Genomic DNA, 20718 nt, shown 5'->3' on the forward strand with positions numbered 1-20718 from the left:
TTAATTTTTTATTTTTCTAATTCTTAAGGTAAAAATCGATCTAAAGCAGCTTTTAACTGTTTAATTTCAACGTCAATATTACCCTCTTGTGCAGCTCTAGCAATACACTCAGTTAAATGTTCATCCAAAACAATTCGCGCTACCTTATCTAATGCGCCTCGCACTGCCGCAATTTGCAGTAGAACATCAGGACAAGGGCTATTTTGCTGCACCATTGTTTTTATGCCACGAACATGTCCTTCTATCCGCGATAATCGATTGGCAATTCGCCGTAATGACTCTTCGCTATGGACGTGAGCATGAGCCGATTCTCCAGCGTCATGAGTATGATCTGTATGCTCGTGGTCTGTATCGTGATGGTGCAAATGTTCTGCTTGTTGGGATATTGGCAAGGATTCCTTGCCTAATCGCTTTGATCCATTCATGGGTTATCAAAAGACATGTATTACTAAAATCCTAGCCTAGTGGTTGTGGGGAGTGGGGAATCGGGCATTAGACCTCTTGCATAAATCAAAAATAAGAACCTCACCCCGACAAAGCGTACCTTTGTCTCCCCTCCCCGATGCTTTGGGGAAGGGTTGGGGGTGGGGTATTAAGGAATTTTGCAAGAGGTCTATTGATTATTAATTCTTCTCCCTCACTCCCTCATCTCCCTCTACTCCCTCATCCCCCTCATCCCCCCACTCCCCACTCCCCTAACTCTACTGCTGACGATTGGCTCTTTCTTGGGGAATGATTTCTGTTACTACCCTACCGCTAGAAGTGCCGCCTTTAACAACAATATTTTCTGTTTGGAGATTACCAACGGCTGTTTCACCTGTAAAATTTAACGGGGGGTCAACTTGTCGATAAACTACATTTCCCTGAGCTTCAACTAACTTATTGTCTAAATACCAAGTTAATGTATTAGATTTCAAAGACTGGCGACGCTGACCAATGGCGTTGACGTTACCTGTTAAATAAACCGTTTTTTGCGGTATTTTCATTTCACCTTGATTGGCGGTGACGGTAAGATTTTCGGCACGCTGGAACATCCGCACGGGGGAATTGGTAGTGACACTTTCTGCGTTCATGTTCCAGGTCATAGAGTTACTAGTTATTTGCACTGGTGGGTCTAGTAAATCTAATTGAGCATTTTGTTGAATAGTGGCAATTTTCGTTTTTAAGTTGACTACGCCAGAATTTCCTTTGCCGCGATCGCTAATTTTATTATCTTTGTAACGGTCGATTTGTAAAGGGCGATCGCCAATCAGTTTTTGTTGTTTAATATTCCAGATTAAATGTTCGGTTCTTAGTTGTAACTGGGGATCAATGGAATTTGCTATTACCCCTCCAGAAAATTCCATGCGCTGTTCGCGGGTTTTGACTCGCGCTTCCTGCGCCACAGCTTGTAGTTGTTTATGACTACCGTTAATCTGCTTGCGGACAATCAACAAATCTTCTTGGGGTCGCCATTCTAATTCATTACCTTGCAATACAATTCCATTACTGGGATCTATGGCAAATATCTTACCTTTCAGAAATAACTGCTTCCCATTTTGTTCAATATCTGCGACATCTGCCTTAATTTGGTAAACTACTTTGCCATCTTGATATAGTTCACCATAAGGACTTTGAGCTTGACCGATTTGTTTTTCTTTGGTGTATTGTGCGGTTTTAGCCCTGACTTTCCAAATCGGTCGTCCTACTTCATCTGCTTGTTCTAAGGTGACATCAAAGAAAGTCAAATTGCTATCTTTGTTAGATGAAGCCGCAGTATTTTGTTGAGAAGCTGTGGGAGATTTCCCCCCACAGCTTACTAAACCAAATATCAAGAAAAAAATTAAAGGTAAAATAAGAAAGGGAGGAGTAGAGGAGAAATTTTTAATTTTTCTCTCGCCCTGTCTCCCCCTTTGATGAAATTGATACGCCATTATTCTTGAATTTCTAGATGTCCATCACTAGTTCTTGGGTCTTCCAAAAAACCGATACCAGATAACGGGCGGTATGGATAGCTTTGGCGAGGGGTTTTTTGAATATCTTCTTTAATTGCTTCTAAATCAATGTAGCGATCGCTTACATTAATTAAGCTGTCGCTGGTCATCGAACGCAAGCTCACCACTTCTACCCGCACGCCGCGATAGCTGACTGAATTTACCGCATAAGCTAAATCCCCATCACCGCTAACTAAAACTGCGGTATCATAAGAATCTACTAGCGCCATCATATCGACTGCTATTTCTACATCCAGGTTAGCTTTTTTAGAGCCATCTGGTAGCTGCACTAAATCCTTAGCAATGACTCGATAGCCATTGCGACGCATCCACAAGAGAAACCCCTGTTGTTTCTCGTTTGTCCGGTCTACACCAGTGTAGAAAAAAGACCGTAGTAGTCTAGAACCTCCAGTTAATCGACACAACAGCTTCGTGTAATCGATTTCAATCCCTAGTTGCAGTGCAGCGTAAAATAGATTTGAGCCATCAATAAATATAGCGACTCGGCCCCGATTCTCCAAAACCTGTTCTGGCGTAAAGATTGAATCGGTTTCAAAATTATTCAACATCATTGTGATACCTCAATTATTATCCCTGTTATTTTTGATACAAATTACCAACTTTTAGATGCTAGTCACAGCGGCTTATGATAATGTTCCGGGACTAATTTAAGTTCAGCCCCGATAAATTTTTTGAGAAAATAAGAAATTGAACAAAATCAGAGTTTGATAAGGATTAATCGTTTTTCGGGGGTTCTATTTTTTTAAAAATCGGCTGGGCTGTACCCAACTGTTGTTTACTAGATAGTATCCCCCATGTTGCATGGGTGGTAAAAGGAGCGGTAATTGAACTTTGTATTTGATCGTTAAAGTTTATTCCAAAGCCCAGTTGCTGATAAATATCGCTACTGATGTTGGGAATAATTGGGGAAAGCAGATAAGCTGCTAGTCTAACCGATTCTAGAACTGCGTACAGAACTTTTTCCACCGATTCCTGCTGTCCCTGTTTATATAATGACCAAGGAGCTTGTTCATCAATAAACTTATTACTGGCTTGCGCCAGTGAAAGGATAGCCTCACAGGCTTCACTGAAAACTAGCTCTTGGTATGCTTGTTTTACCTGTTCCCCTAGACGTAAACCAATTGCTTTCAAAGGATTTTCGTCAGGAATTCCTTCATTGCCGATTGATGGGACATTATTCTGGGCGCAGTATTTCTTCACCATGCTCAAGGTGCGATTAACCAAATTACCTAAATCATTTGCCAAATCTGCATTCAGAACATTAATGAACCTTACTTCATTAAAATCTCCATCCTTGCCAAATTGGATTTCCTTAAGGAAGTAATAACGAACGGCATCACTACCATAGCGCTGAACTAACGCCACAGGATCAAGGGTATTGCCCAGACTTTTGCCCATCTTTTGACCATCTTTGGTCAAAAAACCATGCCCAAATACTCGATTTGGCAAAGGTAAGCCGGCCGACAACAGCATTGCTGGCCAGTAAACTGCATGGAAGCGCAGAATATCCTTACCAATTAGGTGCAGGTTGATTGGCCACCATGTTTCTAAAGCATTTGCTAAAGTCGGTTCTGCATCTGGTTCGAGTAATGCGGTTACATAACCTAACAGCGCGTCAAACCAGACATAAAGGGTGTGCTTGGGATCAACTGGTACGGGAAAACCCCAATCTAGATTTACGCGCGAAATTGAAAAGTCTTGCAGCCCCTGATTTACAAAGCTGAGAACTTCGTTGCGCCGACTTTCTGGTTGAATAAAATCCGGTCTAGATTGATAAAATTCTGTCAGCTTGGTTTGATATTTGGATAAGCGGAAAAAATAGTTTTGCTCGTCTCGCCACTCCACTTCTTTGTTAATATGAATCGCGCAACGGTGTCCTTCTAGCAGATCCCGTTCTTCTTTAAATTCTTCGCAGGATACGCAGTACCAGCCTTTTTGTTGTCCTTGGTAGATATCACCAGATTCCCAGACTCGCTCAAAGAATTCTTTAACGATCGCTTCATGACGAGGTGCAGTAGTCCGACTAAAGCGATCGTATTGAATATCCAATAATTGCCACAAATTAACGAAGCTAGGGACAATTTCATCGCAAAACTCTTGTGGTGCTTTCCCTAAACTTTCTGCCGATCGCTGAATTTTTTGCCCGTGTTCATCTGTACCTGTAATTAGTAATACCTGATCCCCCAAGAGCCTGTGAAATCGCGCTACTACATCTGCTGCGATCGTCGTATAAGCACTGCCTATATGCGGCACATCGTTTACATAATATAGGGGTGTTGTTAGTGCAAATGTCAATTCTTTTTTATTCACTAGATCCATACAAAATAAAAATTAACTTATAAAACGGATTACTTTTTTTGTCGTAAAAACCAAGCAATTATACAATATTTTTTCTATTTTTTCCAATAATACCTTAATAGTAGCAAACTTTTCAAATCAAAAATTGTTTTGTAATATGCATCAATTCAACTCATTTTTGCTTACAAGAGCGAAATTAACTAATTATAATTTTTTTGAATACTTTATATTAGAAATTATTGTGATTGAGAATACATAATCCCGAATCCGGAAAATCTATCTAGTTATGTGGATTAGATATTTCTATCTTAAGACGGTCATGGCAGTAGTAAAGAAATGTAAAAATTAATTTAAGATAAACTGCCATATTCACCGGAAAAATATATTGATTAGGTATGAGTCGAAATAGCCCACTGGAGATTTCTCGCGCTTTGGTGGCGGCCCTTTCAACCCAAATGTTTCGTTATTACGAAGATCGCATTCCCCAGGATGCCAGCGTTTTGGTAGTTAGCAATCACCGCAGCTTTATGGATGCACTAATTTTGATGGCGGCGTTATCGAGTCCGATTCGCTTTGCTTGCCATCACTACATGGGACAAGTGCCAGTAATGCGGGAGATTGTCACCGGTCAATTGGGGTGTTTTCCTTTGGAAGAAACTCAAAACCGTCAGCAAAGCTTTTTTTCGCAGTCGCAGGCGCTATTGCAGTCGAAACAGATGGTGGGAGTATTTCCAGAAGGAACTGTACCAATGGTGAAATTTACTGTGCCAAACATGCTAGGTGAGTTTCAACGGGGATTTGCCCATTTGGCATTACGGGCTGATGTGCAGGATTTAGCAATTTTGCCGATCGCGATCGCCTCCTTAGAAGAAGTAAACACTTCTGGCTTCCCCTTAAGGCTTTTGAGTCTATTTGACCCTTCAGAACCTTTATTTAACCAAGGCGGTTGGCATCCGTTGGTACTTTATCGTCGGGTTGCAGTGTTAATCGGTCGCCCTTATTGGATTACGCCCCAACATCATCAAAAATATCATGGCAAGCAAGCCAGAACTGTTGTGGCTGAACTGACAGAACACTGTCATGGTGAAATTAGCAATTTACTGCGTCAAGGTTGCTATTAGAGCCATTCGATTTTGGATTTTTAATTTTGGATTCTCTGCACGACTAACAGTTAGCTTGTTCTGAAACCTTTTTTATTTTTGCTCAAAAGTACCGAAGCTCGTAACAGCAACAATCAGCAATCCAAAACTTTTATACCATTGACTAATGACTAATGACCAATGACTATCGAAGAAGTTGAGCTAAATCCTTGTTTTCTGACTCCTAAAAGAGTAAAGCCAGAGTATCCCTTGTTGGTATATTTGCCAGGAATGGATGGAACTGGTCAATTGTTGCGATCGCAAACGGCTGGATTAGAAACTGGCTTTGATGTCCGTTGTTTAGCGATCCCACGCAAAGACCTTAACAGTTGGGATGTGCTAGCGAAGAGTGTATTGGACTTAATCTACGCCGAATTAGAAAAAAGCTCCCAGAGGCCAGTTTATCTGTGTGGTGAGTCCTTTGGTGGTTGCTTGGCAATGAAAGTAGCGATCCAAACGCCGGATTTATTTAAGCGAATTATCTTAATTAACCCAGCTTCCTCCTTTCGCCTTCGCCCCTGGTTGAATTGGGCATCTCAACTGACTTACTTGGTGCCATCAGAGTTGTATGATGTTGGCGCACTGGGGTTGTTGCCGTTTCTAGCATCTTTGCCACGCATTTCTCAAAGCGATCGCCATGAACTGCTAAAAACTATGCGTTCTGTACCGCCAGAAACCGTTCATTGGCGGTTGTCTTTACTGCGAGAATTTGATATTGATAACGAACAGTTAGGTCGCTTGACTCAATCAGTTTTGTTGATTGCCGGTGGTAGCGATCGCCTTTTACCTTCTGTAACTGAAGTGAAGCGGATAGGGAATATCTTACCAAATACCAAGATTGTGGTGTTGCCCCATTGTGGACATGCTTGCTTGCTTGAGCAAGATATTAATCTCTATGAAATTCTTAAGGATAACGACTTTTTAGAAAGTAATACTGATATAGGTAAAGGGCTAGAGGTGAGAGGATAGGATGAGGCGCGATGCCTACGGTGGGCTGGGACTACGCATTTATACGAGTGCAAATCGCCAAAAAGGTCACTTCAAAGGGATGAAATCTGATTGCTGTGCAATTTTTTGTCCTTGAGAAGATAATGCTAAATCTACAAACTGTTTGATCGCAGGACTATTCTGTTTCCGAATTGCTAAGTAAACATTGCGACTAATGGGGTACTTGCCATCTTGAATTGCAGTTTTGTCCACAGGTGAAACCCCATTAAGGGGTACAACTCTTACCAGTTGTTGGTTTTCAACCTGCGAAACCGTAGCATAGCCAATTCCATCGTTGCCTAGTAACCGAAGTATTCCTGTAGTTTCATCATTAGGAAATGTAATGAAATTAGCACTATCAACTGCGAAAGGCTGACCTAACAATACCACACTCTGAAAGAAGTCTCTAGTACCACTACTAGCCCCACGATTAATTACTTTGATCGGAGCATCTGCACCACCAAGTTGTGACCAGTTATTAATTTTACCTTGATAGATTTGACCTAATTGCTCTTGAGTAAGACCGCCTTTAAAAGGATTGTTAACACCTACTACAACTGCTACTGCATCACGAGCGATCGCCACTACTTGAATTCCAGCTTGTGCTTCTTTTGGCTTTAAAGGACGAGAAGTTGCTGCCATAATTACAGAGTTATTCATTAAGGCTTCAATACCTTTAGTTGAGCCTTTTGGAAAACCATCAGGTTGCCCATAAATAGTAGGAATATTAGGATTAATTTGAGCATAAGCATTACGCAACTTCTGCATTAAAGTAACCATAGTTGTGCTACCGTCCATAGTTAATACAGTTGGATTAGGTAGTGATATATCAATAGGCGCAGCAGTAGATTCAATAGTATTTGTAGGAGTTGATTGAGGTTCCTGAGGGCTAGGTTGATTAGTTATTTCCTGTGGTTTAGAAGGCTCTGAAACTGGACGATTAGGTACAGCAATAGTAGATACGGAAGGAGTTTTAGGTATTATTTGAAAAACAAAATATCCACCTGCTACAACTATCAGTCCTGCCAAAGCTACAAAAACAAACGGAGGAACTGATGATTTTTTCAATGGGTTGCCACAAATCTCACATTTACGAGCAGTTGAAGCATTCTGATCGTGTCCACACTTAGAACATTTAACATTGTTATAGCTATAGTTTTGAGTCATAAATACCTCTTCAATTTTGACGATTATTTAATACATTAGATTCTGCTTTAATACCTGCTTCAATCTTGGCAATTTGCTCATTACTTAATCCTAATTCCTCTTGCAGATCAAGTAAATGTGCTTGCTCCTCTAAGTCTATTTGATGATCATTTTCTAAGAAAGCTTGATACATTAAACTATATTCTTGAATTGCATTTTCTATATCTTTTTTAGGAGTATATTCAGCAATAATTTGCTCGGAAATAGTTTGAGAAATATCATATTTTTGACGGAATTTCTCTACAATCTGTAATTCTGTAGAAGAAGGAGTACCGCTTTTATAACAAGTTATAACTAGCTTTCTAAACTTCTCTAGTTTTTCATTATTTTGGGGAATCGCTGAAATTGTATTAGTTTCCGTTACTACTGAGGAATTCAGTGAGGGAGAAATAATCATCAGATTATATTGCTTGATATATTCCTCAAGTGCTACTTCACCCTTATAATAATCAGGATTATCTTTACCACCAATAAACGTATTTTCTATTTCTTTCAAACAACCGATTAACTTTTGATATAACTGCTGCTTTTGTGGTTTAGTCGTGGCATTTTCGCCAATTTTTTTCAGAGAATCGGCTAAAATATCTCTTACTTTCCGATTTTGATCATTTAAAAGGTTTTCCTCAGCTTTTTGCCAAGTTTCCCCTAAAACTTGTACTTTATCGATACCTGTTTGTTTATCCTGATAAGAAAAACGGATTTCATCAAATCCTGTAACTTTATTTTCATGTTGGATTATTAATCCTAATGCTTTGGCTAAAAGCAGATTTTGCTTAACTTGCACCTCTTCTTGGCTTGAGGGCATAATGTCTTGAAACTGACGGTAATCTTGATGAGTATGCAAAGGATTTTTATCAGCTTGGGAAATAGTTCGATAAATAACTCGCATCTTTTCCATCCCTTCAATTAATCGCAAGGGAAAAGCGCCAACTTCTTGAACAAAGAAAATATGATGGGGATCATTTAGAGGTCTAATATCTTTATCAGTAAGGGTACTAGACTTACGAATTTGAGGTAAAATTGCAGCAACAGCTACATCAGTTGGCTTATTACCACCTTGAATACCAATTAGAGTTTGACGTTTTTCTATCTTATTCTCCCATCCCAGATTTACCTGTTCTTGGCTAAAACGTAAGAAAGGCTCACTTTTTTCAAAGGTAGTTTTTATCTGGGCTTCTTGCTGTTCTAATGTCGGATAGTGTTCTAAAAATTTTCGAGCAGTTGAAACTTGTAATTCTGATTGATCAATAAACTCATCAACAGAACGATTTAAAAGTCTTTCAAATATATCTTTAACTTTCAGTGGGTCGAATGAGTATAAATCAAATAAGTGAATCCCTAAATCTTGTAATACATCTTGAGAAACTGTCTGGAATATTGTCTCTATTTTTCCTTCTAACCGACTTTCCGCACTTCATCGTGTAATATGCGTAGATTTCCCATAGGTGGAAAAAAATGGTTAAATCAACAACATAAATCGCCAATGGTATTCAATATTAATACTTAATAATTTGAACATTATTAGGAATTTTTATTGAAAAGATAGATAATACATTTTGAAGTGCGGAATGTGGGTTCTAAGACTTGGTTAAATGCCTGAATTACGTCTTTAGGATTATAAAGTAATATTCCATTAACAGTTAGTGTACCAGTTTCCCCTATATAAGTTTGTTCTCGATCAGTTAGTTTATTTTCCAGTGTTTCCAATACCTGATCAAAAGCAGTTAAATCTACAAGTAAGCTATTAATCTCTTCCTTCATAGCATCTAATAATAAAACTCCTAAAGTTCGGGATTTTATTTCTACTTTAGAAGTGTATATAGATTGAAGTGCTTGCATAATTCCGTTGAAATCTTCTTCGATCGCTGTCTTTTTATTCAGGGGATTAAACTGTTTAGCATGATTGTCTATTTGTTTCAATAAAACTTGTAATGCATTAGCCGCAGACTCTTCTTTAGGAAGGAAAGTTTTTTGTCGTTCTTGGTCAAACTGATTCCGATAACTATTAAATACTTTTAACAGAACTTCTAGAAATTGACGAACAAATTTAGGGCCTCGAAAACGGTCTTCAATCATCTGACGCACAAGCTGGCGAAGCTCTTGCCTCTTTTGAGTTTTTAGGTGATTCAGATTGTCCCACATCTTTTGAAAGTAATCACTCCAACGCCTGGGATCGGTATCGCCATCATTAAAGTGAGGGCTGTATTTTTCTTGTTCAACCGAGACAAAGCGTTGTAAATTCTCAAAAGGAATATTTAAATCGTTACGACGTTTGCGTAAACCAGCTACCCAATCAGCAACTTCTTTAGTGTAGGGTTTCATGTTATTACCTAGACTAATGCTATCAAGAAGTTGGTGCTGGCTGTCTGATTCAGATAAATTAAGACTAGGCAGAATTTCTGTTTGAATTAAATCCCGCATAGCTCCTGGGGCTGGTGTGGGATTTTGCAACCATGTGACAACACGCCTTGCTAAACGGGATGCACAAGCTTGAAGTACTCGTTGAATAGGAAACTGAATACTAGCTAATCCGAAAGCGATAAAACTCTGGGGATAACCAAGAGAGTCAGGACTTGCCCATTGTTTACGGATATTATCTCGTACCAATTTTTTGTACTGGCTAAATCCTGAACTAAAATCTAAGAATACATTTTGAGCCACCATTTCCAATACGGAATTTAAACTAGGTAGGGTGACTTTATCATTACTATTACCAACAAGATAACAGAAGTTGAAAGGTACATCCTGGCTACTTTGGGAGGTGATCCGATCTGATGCGTTACTACTATATTGGCATTCAAAACGAGTATCATTACGAGAATAATGGTTGAGTTCCATCAAAGCAGCATAGGCGTTTGCAATGACGCGATCGCCTAATCCTGAAAATGCTCCAGGTAAGACTAGATAAGCTGATGTTTGGGGCATGGCTGAAGGTGGAACCCAATCACGCAAGTTATAAGCTAGATCAAGTACCATTCCTGAACCAGTACCACCTGATAGGGAACAAACGATAAAAATGTTCACTCCTTTATCAAGCTGTAATCCGAGTTTATCTAACAAAAATTTTTCATGTCCAACAATCCTTCCTAAAGCATTGTTAAAACTATTTTTGATAGTTTGATAATTAACAGAAAAGGCAAATTTGCCCAAAGATCGAATTTGCCCTGCTCCTGCCAAAATCGAATCTGTGCCTCTTAACTGGCTGGGGAACCATTCTGCTAAATAATCATAGGAAGAAAGTTGATTTAGCATTGCCTTAGCATTCTCTACCTTAGCCCAGACTTGCTCAGAAGGTCTGAGAGAAACATTTTGCTTGAGAACAGTTTGCGCTTCTGAAACTTTGGCATTCTGCTCTGTATCTATATGTAAAAAAGATACAATAGGCAAAGCATCTAAAGAGCCATAAGACTCCACAATCATCCGACGAATTTTTATTAATATTTCTTTTCCAGTTCCACCTAGTCCTATGACTACAGTCGGTGTCATACCTACATAATCTGCCATAATCTTTAATTAGTAATAATTTTTTGTTATCTCAGCAATCAATAACCTGATTGTGTTATGTATTGTTTTGCGTTTAAATTGCACAAAATAAGTATTTTATTGACCTAATAGGGCAAATATTTCGCCAACAAATCCTGCCCTTGAGCGCCCATTTTCTCCAACATCTCCTCAATTTTTCCCATCGCTAGCGGCGAGGGTTTAGAACGTCCATTTTCCCAACGGTTAATTGTAGTATAAGTAACACCTAGAGTGGCTGCAAACTGTTCTTGCGTTAGCCCAGCCAAAAGTCGCAGATCACGAATGATTTGCCCTACCTCTGGCTGATTGATAGCCAAGGGTTTTTTTATAGTCATTTAGATTTGAATCTTTACCTTCTAGTTTAAATAGCTGATGCTATATTATTTGTTACATACTAACAATGCAAAATTGCAGATTTCATCAGTTAATATACTGAAAAGCTATTTTTATAGTAAAAATTTTAAGTGATGTTAAATTTGAATTGAAGCGAGTCAAAATTGGGAAACAGCGTAGTTTACCGCCGTAGGCATTGCTTCAGCTTCTCCCATAACTGAAGTGCGATCGCACGGAATTTTCCACCACTATCATCACCATTCCTCTAACAACAAATTTACGTCGTGCGTCTTTGCCAACCTGTTTATTAATTGAAACTGGTGAAGGTGGATTAGAACGAGATTCAGTTGCTCTTTGCCACCAATTGCGGGTAATTGATAAAACAAGATTACAAATAAAATTGGGCGTTCTGACTTTAGAAAAACTCACTATTTTAGAAGGTAAAGTATTGTTGACATTAGGTTATCAGTTCTAAAATTAGAACCTATGTCACCATTCGCATGTCTATAGTTAAGGCTCAGAATAATTCCTATTAGCTCTGAAAAGTTGTACTTGTCGGCAGATGTCAAGCCACTCATACTTTCGCTACAACTAAAAGAGAGAGGCTTTACAAGCAAGATGGTATCAAGCTATGACAGACAAATCCCAAAAAATAGAGGTGAATAAATCAGTTAATTCACCCAGAGAAACTTCAGAAGTAAAAATCCAGGCTCAATCATCAGTAGAAAATCAACCGTCTATAGTAGAGTCTTTTATCAAAACTGTTGCTGAAACTGGCAAAGCAGTTTTAGGCACAGCAGTAGGGGTGGGAGAAGCCACAGCAAAAGAAACACACAAGTTTCTTGAGCAAACAACTCAAAGTAGTGGTCAAGTTGTCAATAGCCTGAGCGAAAATTGGCTGATTAGAAAACTATCTGGAGTATTAAATCTAAATTGGCTAATTGGTACTACTAACGCTGTTGATTTGGAAAAAGCAGAAGTTGCGGTAAACAAGCTCAAGCAAAAATATCCTAATGAATCACCCAGCCAGATTGCTCACAGAATTATGGTGGAAAAAGCAACTCAAGCAGGGACAGTTGGATTAGCAACAAGTTTTTTACCAGGAATCGCAGTTGCATTGTTCGCAATTGATTTAACAGCAACAACAAAATTGCAATCAGAAATGCTTTATCAAATTGCATCTGTCTACGGGTTGAATTTAAAAGATCCTGCCCGTAAAGGTGAAGTTTTGGCAATTTTTGGTTTGGCTTTGGGTGGAGAGCGTCTTTTAAAAGCTGCGGGATTAGGGTTGCTGCGAAATATACCCTTGGCGGGTGCGGTAATTGGAGCTAGTTCAAATGCGACGATGATCTATTCATTGGGGTATGCTGCTTGTCGATTTTATGAAGCCAAGCTAGATGAATCAAGTTCGCTCTCATCGCCACAGACTCTGGCAACATTAAAAGCAGAGAGTGAAAAGTATTTAGAAAGTGCGATCGCTCAAGAAGCCGTCATGGATCAAATTTTAGTTCACATGATCCTTGCTAGTAATCCAGACAAGACTTTGGAAGAAATTTTGCCAGAATTACAAGCTGTAAAACTCAGTCCTACCTCGTTAGATGCGATTGCCCAAAATATCAAATCACCTAAATCTTTAAATATACTGCTCAATCAGCTAAATCGTGATTTTGCCATGCCGTTGCTTGCTCAGTGTAAGAAAATTGCCCAGCTTGACAATAAGACTACCCCACGCGAGCAAGAAATAATAGAGGCGATCGCCAGCAAATTTGATATTGATACAAATGGAATTGGGGCATAGAACATAAGGCATTGGGCAGAGGAGGTAAAAAAGTGGAGTTATCAGCAAAGTTCACGAGTATCATACACAGAACTAGCCATTTTTAATAACTTTAAAGCCTGCTAAACTCCAACGGCTTGGCAGGCTTTTCTAGTGTTTTACTAAATTCATGTTCTATCATTAATCTTTCCAAATATAACTACCTCTCTTTTTTTAAAACCTTTTCCTTTTCTAACTCAAATAAGTTGTTGTTTATCTAGTAAGAGTTTTTGCCTAGTTAATTCCTGAGCGCAGCTTTCAATTTTAATTTGGCTTTCTATTGGCTGTTCTTTAATTTTTTCTCTTAGGCTTTTACCCATTATTCTTACCCTTCGTTTTTTAATTTTTTAAGATGACTCTTATAGCGTGCATCAGCCTTTTGAATTAAGTGTTTATAAAAAAGTTTTTGGCTAACACCGCATTTGTCACCTATAACTAATAAAATGGCTTGTCTCAATGGATCAAAAGCAAACGCCACACGCCAAACACCACCAAAAGCTGAGAATCGTAACTCTTTCATGTTTCCGTACTTCGACCCTTTGAGTGTATCAAGATGAGGACGTTTTCCTTGTAGCCCAAACTTTTCTAAAAACTAAGCCGTAGCAAGCAACTCATTTTTTACTTATTGAGGTAGAGTATCGAACTCAGACTCGAAATCATCATGAAACTCAACTTGCCATTCCACTAATTTATTATGGTTAAAACTTCATGCATTTTCAAGCGTATTATCGATTGACACTCTTAGCACTAACATTATAGCTACTGACCCCTGCTCCCTCATCTCCTCCATTCCCCATTCCCCAGTTGCCTTATACTGAAACAAGAATTTTGAGCAATACTGGTACAAGAAGGAATATTTACACAAAATCCCAACATGACAATTCAACCTAGTGATAAGCCTTTGCTAGAGTGGGCAGGCGATAGTTTGGCAATTGGATTATTTGAAGATGCAGTAGAGTTAACTGGAGAATTGGCAACTTTAGATCAAAAGTTTTCCGGGGTATTAAAAGAATTAATTGCTGAAGAAGAATTTAAAGGTAAAGCCAACAGTACCATTTTCACTCGTGTGAATCCTGGTAGCCCAGTGCGTAAATTGATTCTGGTAGGTTTAGGTAAACCAGATGAACTAAAACTCGACACTTTGCGACGCGCTGCTGCTGCTGTAGCCAGGGTAGGAAAAAAGCAAAAAAGCAAAATATTGGGATTTAGTTTCCCATTGTGGAATAACGATCCAGCCGCAAGCGCCCAAGCGATCGCAGAAGGTGTAGAATTAGCGCTTTACCAAGATATTCGCTTTAAATCAGAACCAGAAGAAAAAGGTTCACAAATAGAAACGGTAGATTTACTAGGATTCGGTGGACAAGAAGCAGCGATCGCCCGCGCCAATCAAATTGTGTCAGGGGTAAACTTAGCCCGGGAGTTAGTAGCAGCACCAGCTAATGCAGTAACACCAATTACTTTGGCAGAAACTGCTCAAGCGATCGCAAAGGATCATGGTTTACAAGTACAAATTCTAGAACGAGAAGACTGTGAAAAGTTGGGTATGGGTGCTTTTTTGGGAGTAGCGCAAGCTTCCGAATTGCCACCTAAATTCATTCACCTGACTTACAAGCCAGAAGGTACACCCAAAAGGAAACTAGCAATTATTGGCAAAGGTGTAACCTTCGATTCCGGCGGACTCAACATTAAAGGTGCTGGTAGCGGCATCGAAACCATGAAAATTGATATGGGCGGTGCAGCTGCTATCTTGGGCGCGGCAAAAGCAATTGGTCAAATTAAGCCAGATGTTGAGGTTCACTTCATCTCGGCGGTGGCTGAAAACATGATTAGCGGTCGCGCTATGCACCCTGGAGACATTCTCACAGCATCAAACGGCAAAACAATCGAAGTTAACAACACCGACGCTGAAGGACGTTTAACCCTAGCAGATGCCTTAGTGTATGCCGACAAATTGGGATTAGATGCGATCGTGGATTTAGCCACCCTAACCGGTGCCAACGTCGTTGCCTTGGGTGAGGATATTGCTGGTTTGTACACTCCCAACGATGCTGTAGCTTCCCAGATCGAAAAAGCTGCCCAAACTTCAGGAGAAAAGATTTGGCGGATGCCAATGGAAGAAAAATATTTTGAAGGGCTAAAGTCTGGGATTGCGGACATGAAAAATACCGGGCCGCGTCCAGGTGGTGCCATTACTGCTGCCCTTTTCCTCAAGGAATTTGTTAAAGAAACCCCTTGGGCGCACATAGATATTGCAGGACCTGTGTGGACAGATAAAGAAAATGGCTACAACGGCGCAGGGGCAACAGGCTACGGTGTTCGGACACTAGTTAATTGGGTAGAAGGGAGTGGGGAGTAGGGAGTAGGGGAGGCAGGGGAGGCAGGGGAGGCAGGGAGCCGAGTTTTTCCCTCTGCCACCCGCACCCCGCCCCTCTGCCTCTTTCCAATCCCCAATCCCCAATCCCCAATCCCCTATGCCCAAATTCGTGCTATCTTGAGCTTGCCAGCAAAAATTGTTGCGATAGTAACAGAAATAATTTGGCGGTCAGAAAGTTAAGCTTTTTCGGCAAAGCCATCTGGTAAAATTTGTAAGGTTTCTAGAAGCTGTGAGCAATGGGATCGACTCGCGTAAGGATCGCAATTGACGCAATGGGGGGGGATCACGCACCCGGTGAAATCGTTGCTGGCGCATTGCGAGCAAGGGAAGAATTGGGTGTAGATATATTACTAGTTGGTGATCCTCAACAAATAGAAGCTGCCTTGCCGCCAAAAACGAATTTAGGGCAGGTGGAGATCGTGACTGCACAGGAAGCGATCGCTATGGATGAGGAGCCTTTAAATGCAGTTAGACGCAAACGCAAGGCTTCTATCAATGTGGCGATGGATTTAGTCAAGCAGCAAAAAGCAGATGCCGTATTTTCTGCCGGTCACTCTGGGGCAGCTATGGCATCTGCTTTGCTCCGATTAGGACGATTGCCGGGAATTGACCGCCCAGCCATAGGGACTGTTTTTCCCACGATTATTGCTGGTAAGCCAGTGTTGGTACTTGATGTCGGCGCAAATGTAGATTGTCGTCCGAAGTTTTTAGAGCAGTTTGGCGTCATGGGATCGGCTTACAGTCAATATGTTTTAGGTACAACTGAACCGAAGGTGGGTTTGTTGAATATCGGTGAAGAAGAGTCTAAGGGCAATGATGCAGCCGTCCGCGCCCACCAAATGCTCCGCGAAAATTCTCAAATTAATTTTATTGGCAATGCCGAAGGGCGTGATGTGCTTTCCGGTCGCTTTGATGTGATTGTCTGTGACGGCTTTGTGGGCAATGTATTATTAAAATTTGCCGAAGCCGTCGGAGAAGTGATTCTGCAAATTCTGCGGGAAGAATTACCCCAAGGATTACACGGTCAAATCGGTTCAGCACTCTTAAAACCAAACCTGAAGCGGATTAAGCAGCGCATGGATCACGCAGAACACGGTGGCGCTTTGCTGCTAGGCGTGGCAGGAGTCTGTTTTATCGGTCACGGTAGCTCACAAGCTCCTTCAATATTTAATGCAATTCGCATGGCGAAAGAAGCTGTTGACAACCAGGTGATACAACGAATTCAGTCCCAATATATCCTAGAGCGCGAAAGCGGTTAGTCATTAGTCATTGGTGAGCCAGTGCGGTCTTGAGGGTTTCCCCCATGAGCAACTGGTGAACCCGAAGGGTCATTAGTCATTAGTCATTTGCAATTGGACTTTGGACAAATGGCAAAGGACAAATGACAAAGGACAAAGGACAAAAGACAAGAGACAAAAAGCTGATAGCTTGGGAGATTAGGAGTGCAAAACTTAGGCGTAGCAATTACCGGAAGCGGCTCGGCAGTACCAGCAACTTCCTTACACAACCAGACATTGAGTGAAGTAGTTGAAACATCAGATGAGTGGATTGCCAGTAGAACCGGAATTCGTCAACGGCGATTAGCCCTGCCATCTGAGTCCTTGAGTGTGCTAGCTACTGCCGCCAGCACTCAGGCGATCGCAGCTTCGGGAATTAAAGCAGAAGACCTAGACCTGATTCTGCTGGCGACTTCCACCCCGGATGATTTGTTTGGTAGTGCTTGTCAAGTACAGGCGCAATTGGGAGCCACCAACGCAGTAGCTTTTGACTTGACCGCAGCCTGCTCTGGCTTTGTGTTTGGTTTGGTTACAGCAGCCCAATACATTAGAACAGGTGTCTATAAAAACGTACTTTTGATCGGGGCAGATATCCTCTCTCGCTGGGTAGATTGGGAAGATCGGCGCAGTTGTGTATTATTCGGTGATGGTGCAGGGGCAGTAGTATTACAGGCTTCTAAAAGCGATCGCTTGTTGGGATTTGCCCTTAAAAGTGATGGCACTCAAAACCATCACCTCAACCTTGCATACACAGGCGCTTCCCAAGAACTCCTCCCGAATGTAAATATCACTAAAGGCGGTTACCAACCGATTACTATGAACGGCAAAGAAGTCTACCGCTTTGCTGTGCAAAAAGTGCCAGAGATTATTGATAAAGCCTTATTTCAAGCGAACCTCAGTATTGACAAAATAGATTGGCTGCTATTGCATCAAGCCAATCAGCGAATTATTGATGCTGTTGCCCAACGACTGAATGTGCCAGAACATAAAATTATAAGTAATCTCGCCCACTACGGCAATACCTCTGCTGCTTCCATTCCCTTAGCTTTAGATGAAGCAGTGCGGGAAGGTAAAATTAAACCCAATGACATCATTGCTGCATCCGGCTTTGGTGCTGGTCTTACCTGGGGTGCAGCAATTTTTCAATGGGGAAGGTAAATATTTAGTTTTTTGTGATTAGTCATTTGTTAATGACTAATGACCCCTGACTAATGACCACTGACTAATGACCAATGACCAATGACAAAAACTGCATGGGTGTTTCCCGGACAAGGTTCCCAAGCGCTGGGAATGGGAATAGATTTATTAGATATACCATCGGCTAAAGATAAGCTTGCCCAGGCTGAGGAAATTTTGGGCTGGTGTGTAACCGAAATCTGTCAAAACCAAGAAGAAAAGTTATCACAGACGCTATACACTCAGCCAAGTCTTTATGTGATAGAAACTATTCTTGCCGATCTTCTCCGAGAACGAGGACACCAGCCAGATTTAGTGGCTGGTCATAGTTTGGGAGAATATTCTGCCCTTTATGTAGCGGGTGTCTTTGAATGGTCGGCTGGTTTATATCTAGTAAAGCGTCGTGCAGAACTCATGGATAATGCCGTCGGTGGTATGATGGCAGCTTTGATGAACTTTGACCAAGAACAGTTAGAAAAAGTCATTGCCGAAACGCCTGATGTGGTGATAGCAAATGATAATAGTTCGGCTCAGGTGGTAATTTCAGGCACTACTGAGGCTGTACAAGCGGTAATGACTCAAGTCAAAGCAAAGCGGGCGATTCCCTTAAAGGTTTCTGGAGCATTTCACTCACATTTAATAGCACCAGCATCTGCAAAATTCCAAGATATTCTACAATCTGTTAAATTTCAGCCAGCTATTGTGCCAGTGTTGTCTAATGTAGAACCAATTGCGTCTATTGATGCCGAGACTTTAAAGCAGCGCCTGAACAAACAAATGACTGGTTCTGTAAGATGGCGAGAAATTTCTCTGCAATTACCAGCCAACGGCATTCAGCAAGTAATAGAAATTGGCCCTGGTAAAGTTCTAACTGGTTTAATTAAACGTAGTAGCCCTGAGTTAATATTAAAAAATATCCAGAGTGCTGCTGATTTGCCTGATTAATTCTTGATGACCGAATTTTCGATTTTAAATTTTGGATAATGGAATTGAAGATTAAAAATCCAAAATTAAAAAAGGGTTACAAGCCCCCGAATTTAAACGCGCAAACAAATCTAAAATCCAAAATCTAAAATTAAATGACTTACCCCTGACTTGATTGCTGCGGCCAATCTAAAATCTAAAATCCAAAATTGTTTGGCTTGATTGCCATAGTGTTATTCATACTGCTAAATCCTAATATTTTCTGGACTTAGTATTTCCAGATGAGTGAAGCAATTCATCTTTACAGTTTTTTTGCGTTTGTGGGTCTGGCGATCGCGTATGCTAAATTCAGTCTGATTGGAATTATCTTCTGTGGACACAAACCGCGAACCGTTTATCAGTCTGGCACTTTACCACGCTTTCAAATGGTCAGTCGTTAGCCCCATGCTTCACGCTTACTTTCGGGGCCAGATTTATGGTACGGAAAATGTCCCCCAATCAGGGCCGTTGTTGGTAGTGAGTAATCACGCTAGTTATTTTGACCCGCCAATTGTCTCTAACTGTGTACGTCGTCCAGTGGCGTACATGGCGAAAGAAGAGTTATTTAAAATCCCAGTTTTGGCGCAAGCGATTAAATTGTACGGCGCTTACCCGGTGAGTCGAGGAAATGCCGATCGCAATGCCATCCGTTCTGCCCTAGAATATCTCAATAACGGTTGGGCTGTCGGTGTTTTCTTGCAAGGCACTCGCACCCCAGATGGTCGAATTACAGACCCCAAAAGAGGCGCACTGCTACTAGCGGCGAAAGCAAAAGCCCCAATATTACCGGTAAGTGTCTGGGGTACTGAGGAGATTTTACAAAAAGGATCTTCCCTACCTCGTGCAGTTCCCATCACCGTGAGAATTGGTAACTTGATTGATGCTCCAAGTTCCACTAATAAAGAAGAATTGGAAGCTTTAACACAAAAGTGTACCAAAGTAATTAACGAAATGCATGATTTAGGAAGATGAATTAAAAGAAACTACAGATATATGCTTTAGAAAGGTAAATGTAAAATAGTTTAAGTAAGTGGAAGTGGGCGCAAATAATCATCACTGGCTCGTAGTTGCGCTTTATAGCGTTTCTTAATCAGATGAGGTACATCATAGCCCCTTCCTCGCTTGCTCTTAGGGGGTTGGGGGTGGAGTTCTTGTATCTCACTCAATCGATAACCGCTAAAGCGCAAGAGGGCGCAACTACGAGCCAAATACAGAGATTTTACTTTTAGTTACATAGTTTGGTTTTATTACAAATTGAGGAATGATGTCGGATTTAAGAGCGGAATTAACAGAAATTTTGGATGAGGCAGAGTGGGAGTGGCTAATTCCTCATGTACAACGAGATGCAGTAATTTTGGTGGCACTTGAGCTAAACTTGGTGGATGTTGGAGTAGCGATCGCCAGTGATAATATACCATCAGTAGAACAGTGGATTGATAAACAATTGATTGCCAAACCCACGATAGTACAGGTGGGAGAATGGAATGGCGATCGCACTAAACGATTTAATACTCTCATTGTCCAGCCTTACGTTTTGGCACAAGAAATAGCGGCTAAAATCCAAAATTGATTGACTCTTGACTAAAGCAAAATTTTCTCCTCTAATATTTAGCCATCTAGGAGCTAGAATTGT

18 protein-coding genes and 1 pseudogene are annotated in these 20718 nt (G+C 40.8%); 10 read left to right on the forward strand and 9 right to left on the reverse strand.

Annotation, left to right across the window (positions count from 1 at the left end; translation table 11 throughout):
* Positions 1–23: 23 nt before the first annotated feature.
* From V7K32_RS13030 to metG, 4 genes are all read right to left on the reverse strand, one after another.
* The gene (locus V7K32_RS13030) at positions 24–425 is read right to left on the reverse strand and encodes a metal-sensing transcriptional repressor (protein WP_334878485.1); all 402 of its coding nucleotides are present in this window, start codon (positions 423–425) and stop codon (positions 24–26) included.
* 276 nt (positions 426–701) lie between these two features.
* On the reverse strand, positions 702–1913 hold the full coding sequence (lptC, locus tag V7K32_RS13035; protein WP_334993784.1) for an LPS export ABC transporter periplasmic protein LptC: 1212 nt from the start codon (positions 1911–1913) through the stop codon (positions 702–704).
* Positions 1913–2542 carry a LabA-like NYN domain-containing protein gene (locus V7K32_RS13040; protein ID WP_041565095.1) on the reverse strand — a complete coding sequence of 210 codons (630 nt, stop codon included), beginning with the start codon at positions 2540–2542 and terminating at the stop codon, positions 1913–1915. The genes lptC and V7K32_RS13040 overlap by 1 nt, the downstream gene beginning before the upstream one ends.
* Before the next feature lie 166 nt (positions 2543–2708).
* Positions 2709–4313, reverse strand: coding sequence for a methionine--tRNA ligase (gene metG / locus V7K32_RS13045; protein ID WP_334993786.1), 1605 nt, complete (start codon positions 4311–4313; stop codon positions 2709–2711).
* A 374-nt stretch (positions 4314–4687) separates the two neighbouring features.
* Here metG and V7K32_RS13050 point away from each other — a divergent pair, with 374 nt between their 5' ends.
* Both V7K32_RS13050 and V7K32_RS13055 read left to right on the forward strand, forming a co-directional pair.
* Positions 4688–5413, forward strand: coding sequence for a lysophospholipid acyltransferase family protein (locus V7K32_RS13050; RefSeq protein WP_334993787.1), 726 nt, complete (start codon positions 4688–4690; stop codon positions 5411–5413).
* A gap of 165 nt (positions 5414–5578) precedes the next feature.
* On the forward strand, positions 5579–6400 hold the full coding sequence (locus tag V7K32_RS13055) for an alpha/beta fold hydrolase (protein WP_334993950.1): 822 nt from the start codon (positions 5579–5581) through the stop codon (positions 6398–6400).
* 66 nt (positions 6401–6466) lie between these two features.
* Here the strand turns inward: V7K32_RS13055 and V7K32_RS13060 are convergent, their stop codons facing one another.
* The 4 genes from V7K32_RS13060 to V7K32_RS13075 form a co-directional block, all read right to left on the reverse strand.
* Positions 6467–7585: a substrate-binding domain-containing protein gene (locus V7K32_RS13060; protein WP_334993788.1), complete on the reverse strand. Its 1119-nt coding sequence runs from the start codon at positions 7583–7585 to the stop codon at positions 6467–6469.
* Between the two features lie 10 nt (positions 7586–7595).
* On the reverse strand, positions 7596–8540 hold the full coding sequence (locus V7K32_RS13065; protein WP_334993789.1) for a hypothetical protein: 945 nt from the start codon (positions 8538–8540) through the stop codon (positions 7596–7598).
* Between the two features lie 605 nt (positions 8541–9145).
* A complete protein-coding gene (locus V7K32_RS13070; RefSeq protein ID WP_334993790.1) occupies positions 9146–11128 on the reverse strand; it encodes a tubulin-like doman-containing protein in 1983 nt (660 codons plus the stop codon).
* A 104-nt stretch (positions 11129–11232) separates the two neighbouring features.
* Positions 11233–11481 (reverse strand): helix-turn-helix domain-containing protein, encoded by a 249-nt coding sequence (locus tag V7K32_RS13075; protein ID WP_334993792.1) that lies wholly within the window; start codon positions 11479–11481, stop codon positions 11233–11235.
* A 290-nt stretch (positions 11482–11771) separates the two neighbouring features.
* Here V7K32_RS13075 and V7K32_RS13080 point away from each other — a divergent pair, with 290 nt between their 5' ends.
* Positions 11772–11954, forward strand: coding sequence for a type II toxin-antitoxin system PemK/MazF family toxin (locus tag V7K32_RS13080; protein WP_334993794.1), 183 nt, complete (start codon positions 11772–11774; stop codon positions 11952–11954).
* A gap of 156 nt (positions 11955–12110) precedes the next feature.
* The gene (locus V7K32_RS13085; RefSeq protein WP_334993796.1) at positions 12111–13277 is read left to right on the forward strand and encodes an EcsC family protein; all 1167 of its coding nucleotides are present in this window, start codon (positions 12111–12113) and stop codon (positions 13275–13277) included.
* Between the two features lie 343 nt (positions 13278–13620).
* Here the strand turns inward: V7K32_RS13085 and V7K32_RS13090 are convergent.
* Positions 13621–13905 (reverse strand): annotated as a pseudogene (locus V7K32_RS13090) (type II toxin-antitoxin system RelE/ParE family toxin).
* 264 nt (positions 13906–14169) lie between these two features.
* Here V7K32_RS13090 and V7K32_RS13095 point away from each other — a divergent pair.
* From V7K32_RS13095 to V7K32_RS13120, 6 genes are all read left to right on the forward strand, one after another.
* Positions 14170–15651 (forward strand): leucyl aminopeptidase, encoded by a 1482-nt coding sequence (locus V7K32_RS13095; RefSeq protein WP_334993798.1) that lies wholly within the window; start codon positions 14170–14172, stop codon positions 15649–15651.
* A gap of 254 nt (positions 15652–15905) precedes the next feature.
* Positions 15906–16928: a phosphate acyltransferase PlsX gene (gene plsX, locus V7K32_RS13100; protein WP_334993800.1), complete on the forward strand. Its 1023-nt coding sequence runs from the start codon at positions 15906–15908 to the stop codon at positions 16926–16928.
* Positions 16929–17111: 183 nt separating this feature from the next.
* A complete protein-coding gene (locus V7K32_RS13105; RefSeq protein WP_334993802.1) occupies positions 17112–18104 on the forward strand; it encodes a beta-ketoacyl-ACP synthase III in 993 nt (330 codons plus the stop codon).
* Positions 18105–18185: 81 nt separating this feature from the next.
* Positions 18186–19067 carry an ACP S-malonyltransferase gene (fabD, locus tag V7K32_RS13110; RefSeq protein ID WP_334993804.1) on the forward strand — a complete coding sequence of 294 codons (882 nt, stop codon included), beginning with the start codon at positions 18186–18188 and terminating at the stop codon, positions 19065–19067.
* A gap of 351 nt (positions 19068–19418) precedes the next feature.
* A complete protein-coding gene (locus V7K32_RS13115) occupies positions 19419–20057 on the forward strand; it encodes a lysophospholipid acyltransferase family protein (RefSeq protein WP_334993806.1) in 639 nt (212 codons plus the stop codon).
* Between the two features lie 292 nt (positions 20058–20349).
* Positions 20350–20655 carry a DUF2288 domain-containing protein gene (locus tag V7K32_RS13120; RefSeq protein ID WP_334993952.1) on the forward strand — a complete coding sequence of 102 codons (306 nt, stop codon included), beginning with the start codon at positions 20350–20352 and terminating at the stop codon, positions 20653–20655.
* The last annotated feature ends 63 nt before the right edge of the window (positions 20656–20718 follow it).

The organism is Nostoc sp. (assembly GCF_036917635.1).
GTDB lineage: Bacteria > Cyanobacteriota > Cyanobacteriia > Cyanobacteriales > Nostocaceae > Nostoc.

Excerpts from the sequence above, each read along its gene's own strand:
- V7K32_RS13070 (WP_334993790.1), bottom strand. The coding sequence starts at position 11,128 with ATGGCAGATTATGTAGGTATGACACCGACTGTAGTCATAGGACTAGGT.
- V7K32_RS13120 (WP_334993952.1), top strand. The coding sequence starts at position 20,350 with ATGTCGGATTTAAGAGCGGAATTAACAGAAATTTTGGATGAGGCAGAG.
- metG (WP_334993786.1), bottom strand. The coding sequence starts at position 4,313 with ATGGATCTAGTGAATAAAAAAGAATTGACATTTGCACTAACAACACCC.
- fabD (WP_334993804.1), top strand. The coding sequence starts at position 18,186 with ATGACAAAAACTGCATGGGTGTTTCCCGGACAAGGTTCCCAAGCGCTG.
- V7K32_RS13095 (WP_334993798.1), top strand. The coding sequence starts at position 14,170 with ATGACAATTCAACCTAGTGATAAGCCTTTGCTAGAGTGGGCAGGCGAT.
- V7K32_RS13030 (WP_334878485.1), bottom strand. The coding sequence starts at position 425 with ATGAATGGATCAAAGCGATTAGGCAAGGAATCCTTGCCAATATCCCAA.
- V7K32_RS13040 (WP_041565095.1), bottom strand. The coding sequence starts at position 2,542 with ATGTTGAATAATTTTGAAACCGATTCAATCTTTACGCCAGAACAGGTT.
- plsX (WP_334993800.1), top strand. The coding sequence starts at position 15,906 with ATGGGATCGACTCGCGTAAGGATCGCAATTGACGCAATGGGGGGGGAT.
- V7K32_RS13060 (WP_334993788.1), bottom strand. The coding sequence starts at position 7,585 with ATGACTCAAAACTATAGCTATAACAATGTTAAATGTTCTAAGTGTGGA.
- V7K32_RS13085 (WP_334993796.1), top strand. The coding sequence starts at position 12,111 with ATGACAGACAAATCCCAAAAAATAGAGGTGAATAAATCAGTTAATTCA.
- V7K32_RS13050 (WP_334993787.1), top strand. The coding sequence starts at position 4,688 with ATGAGTCGAAATAGCCCACTGGAGATTTCTCGCGCTTTGGTGGCGGCC.
- V7K32_RS13075 (WP_334993792.1), bottom strand. The coding sequence starts at position 11,481 with ATGACTATAAAAAAACCCTTGGCTATCAATCAGCCAGAGGTAGGGCAA.
- lptC (WP_334993784.1), bottom strand. The coding sequence starts at position 1,913 with ATGGCGTATCAATTTCATCAAAGGGGGAGACAGGGCGAGAGAAAAATT.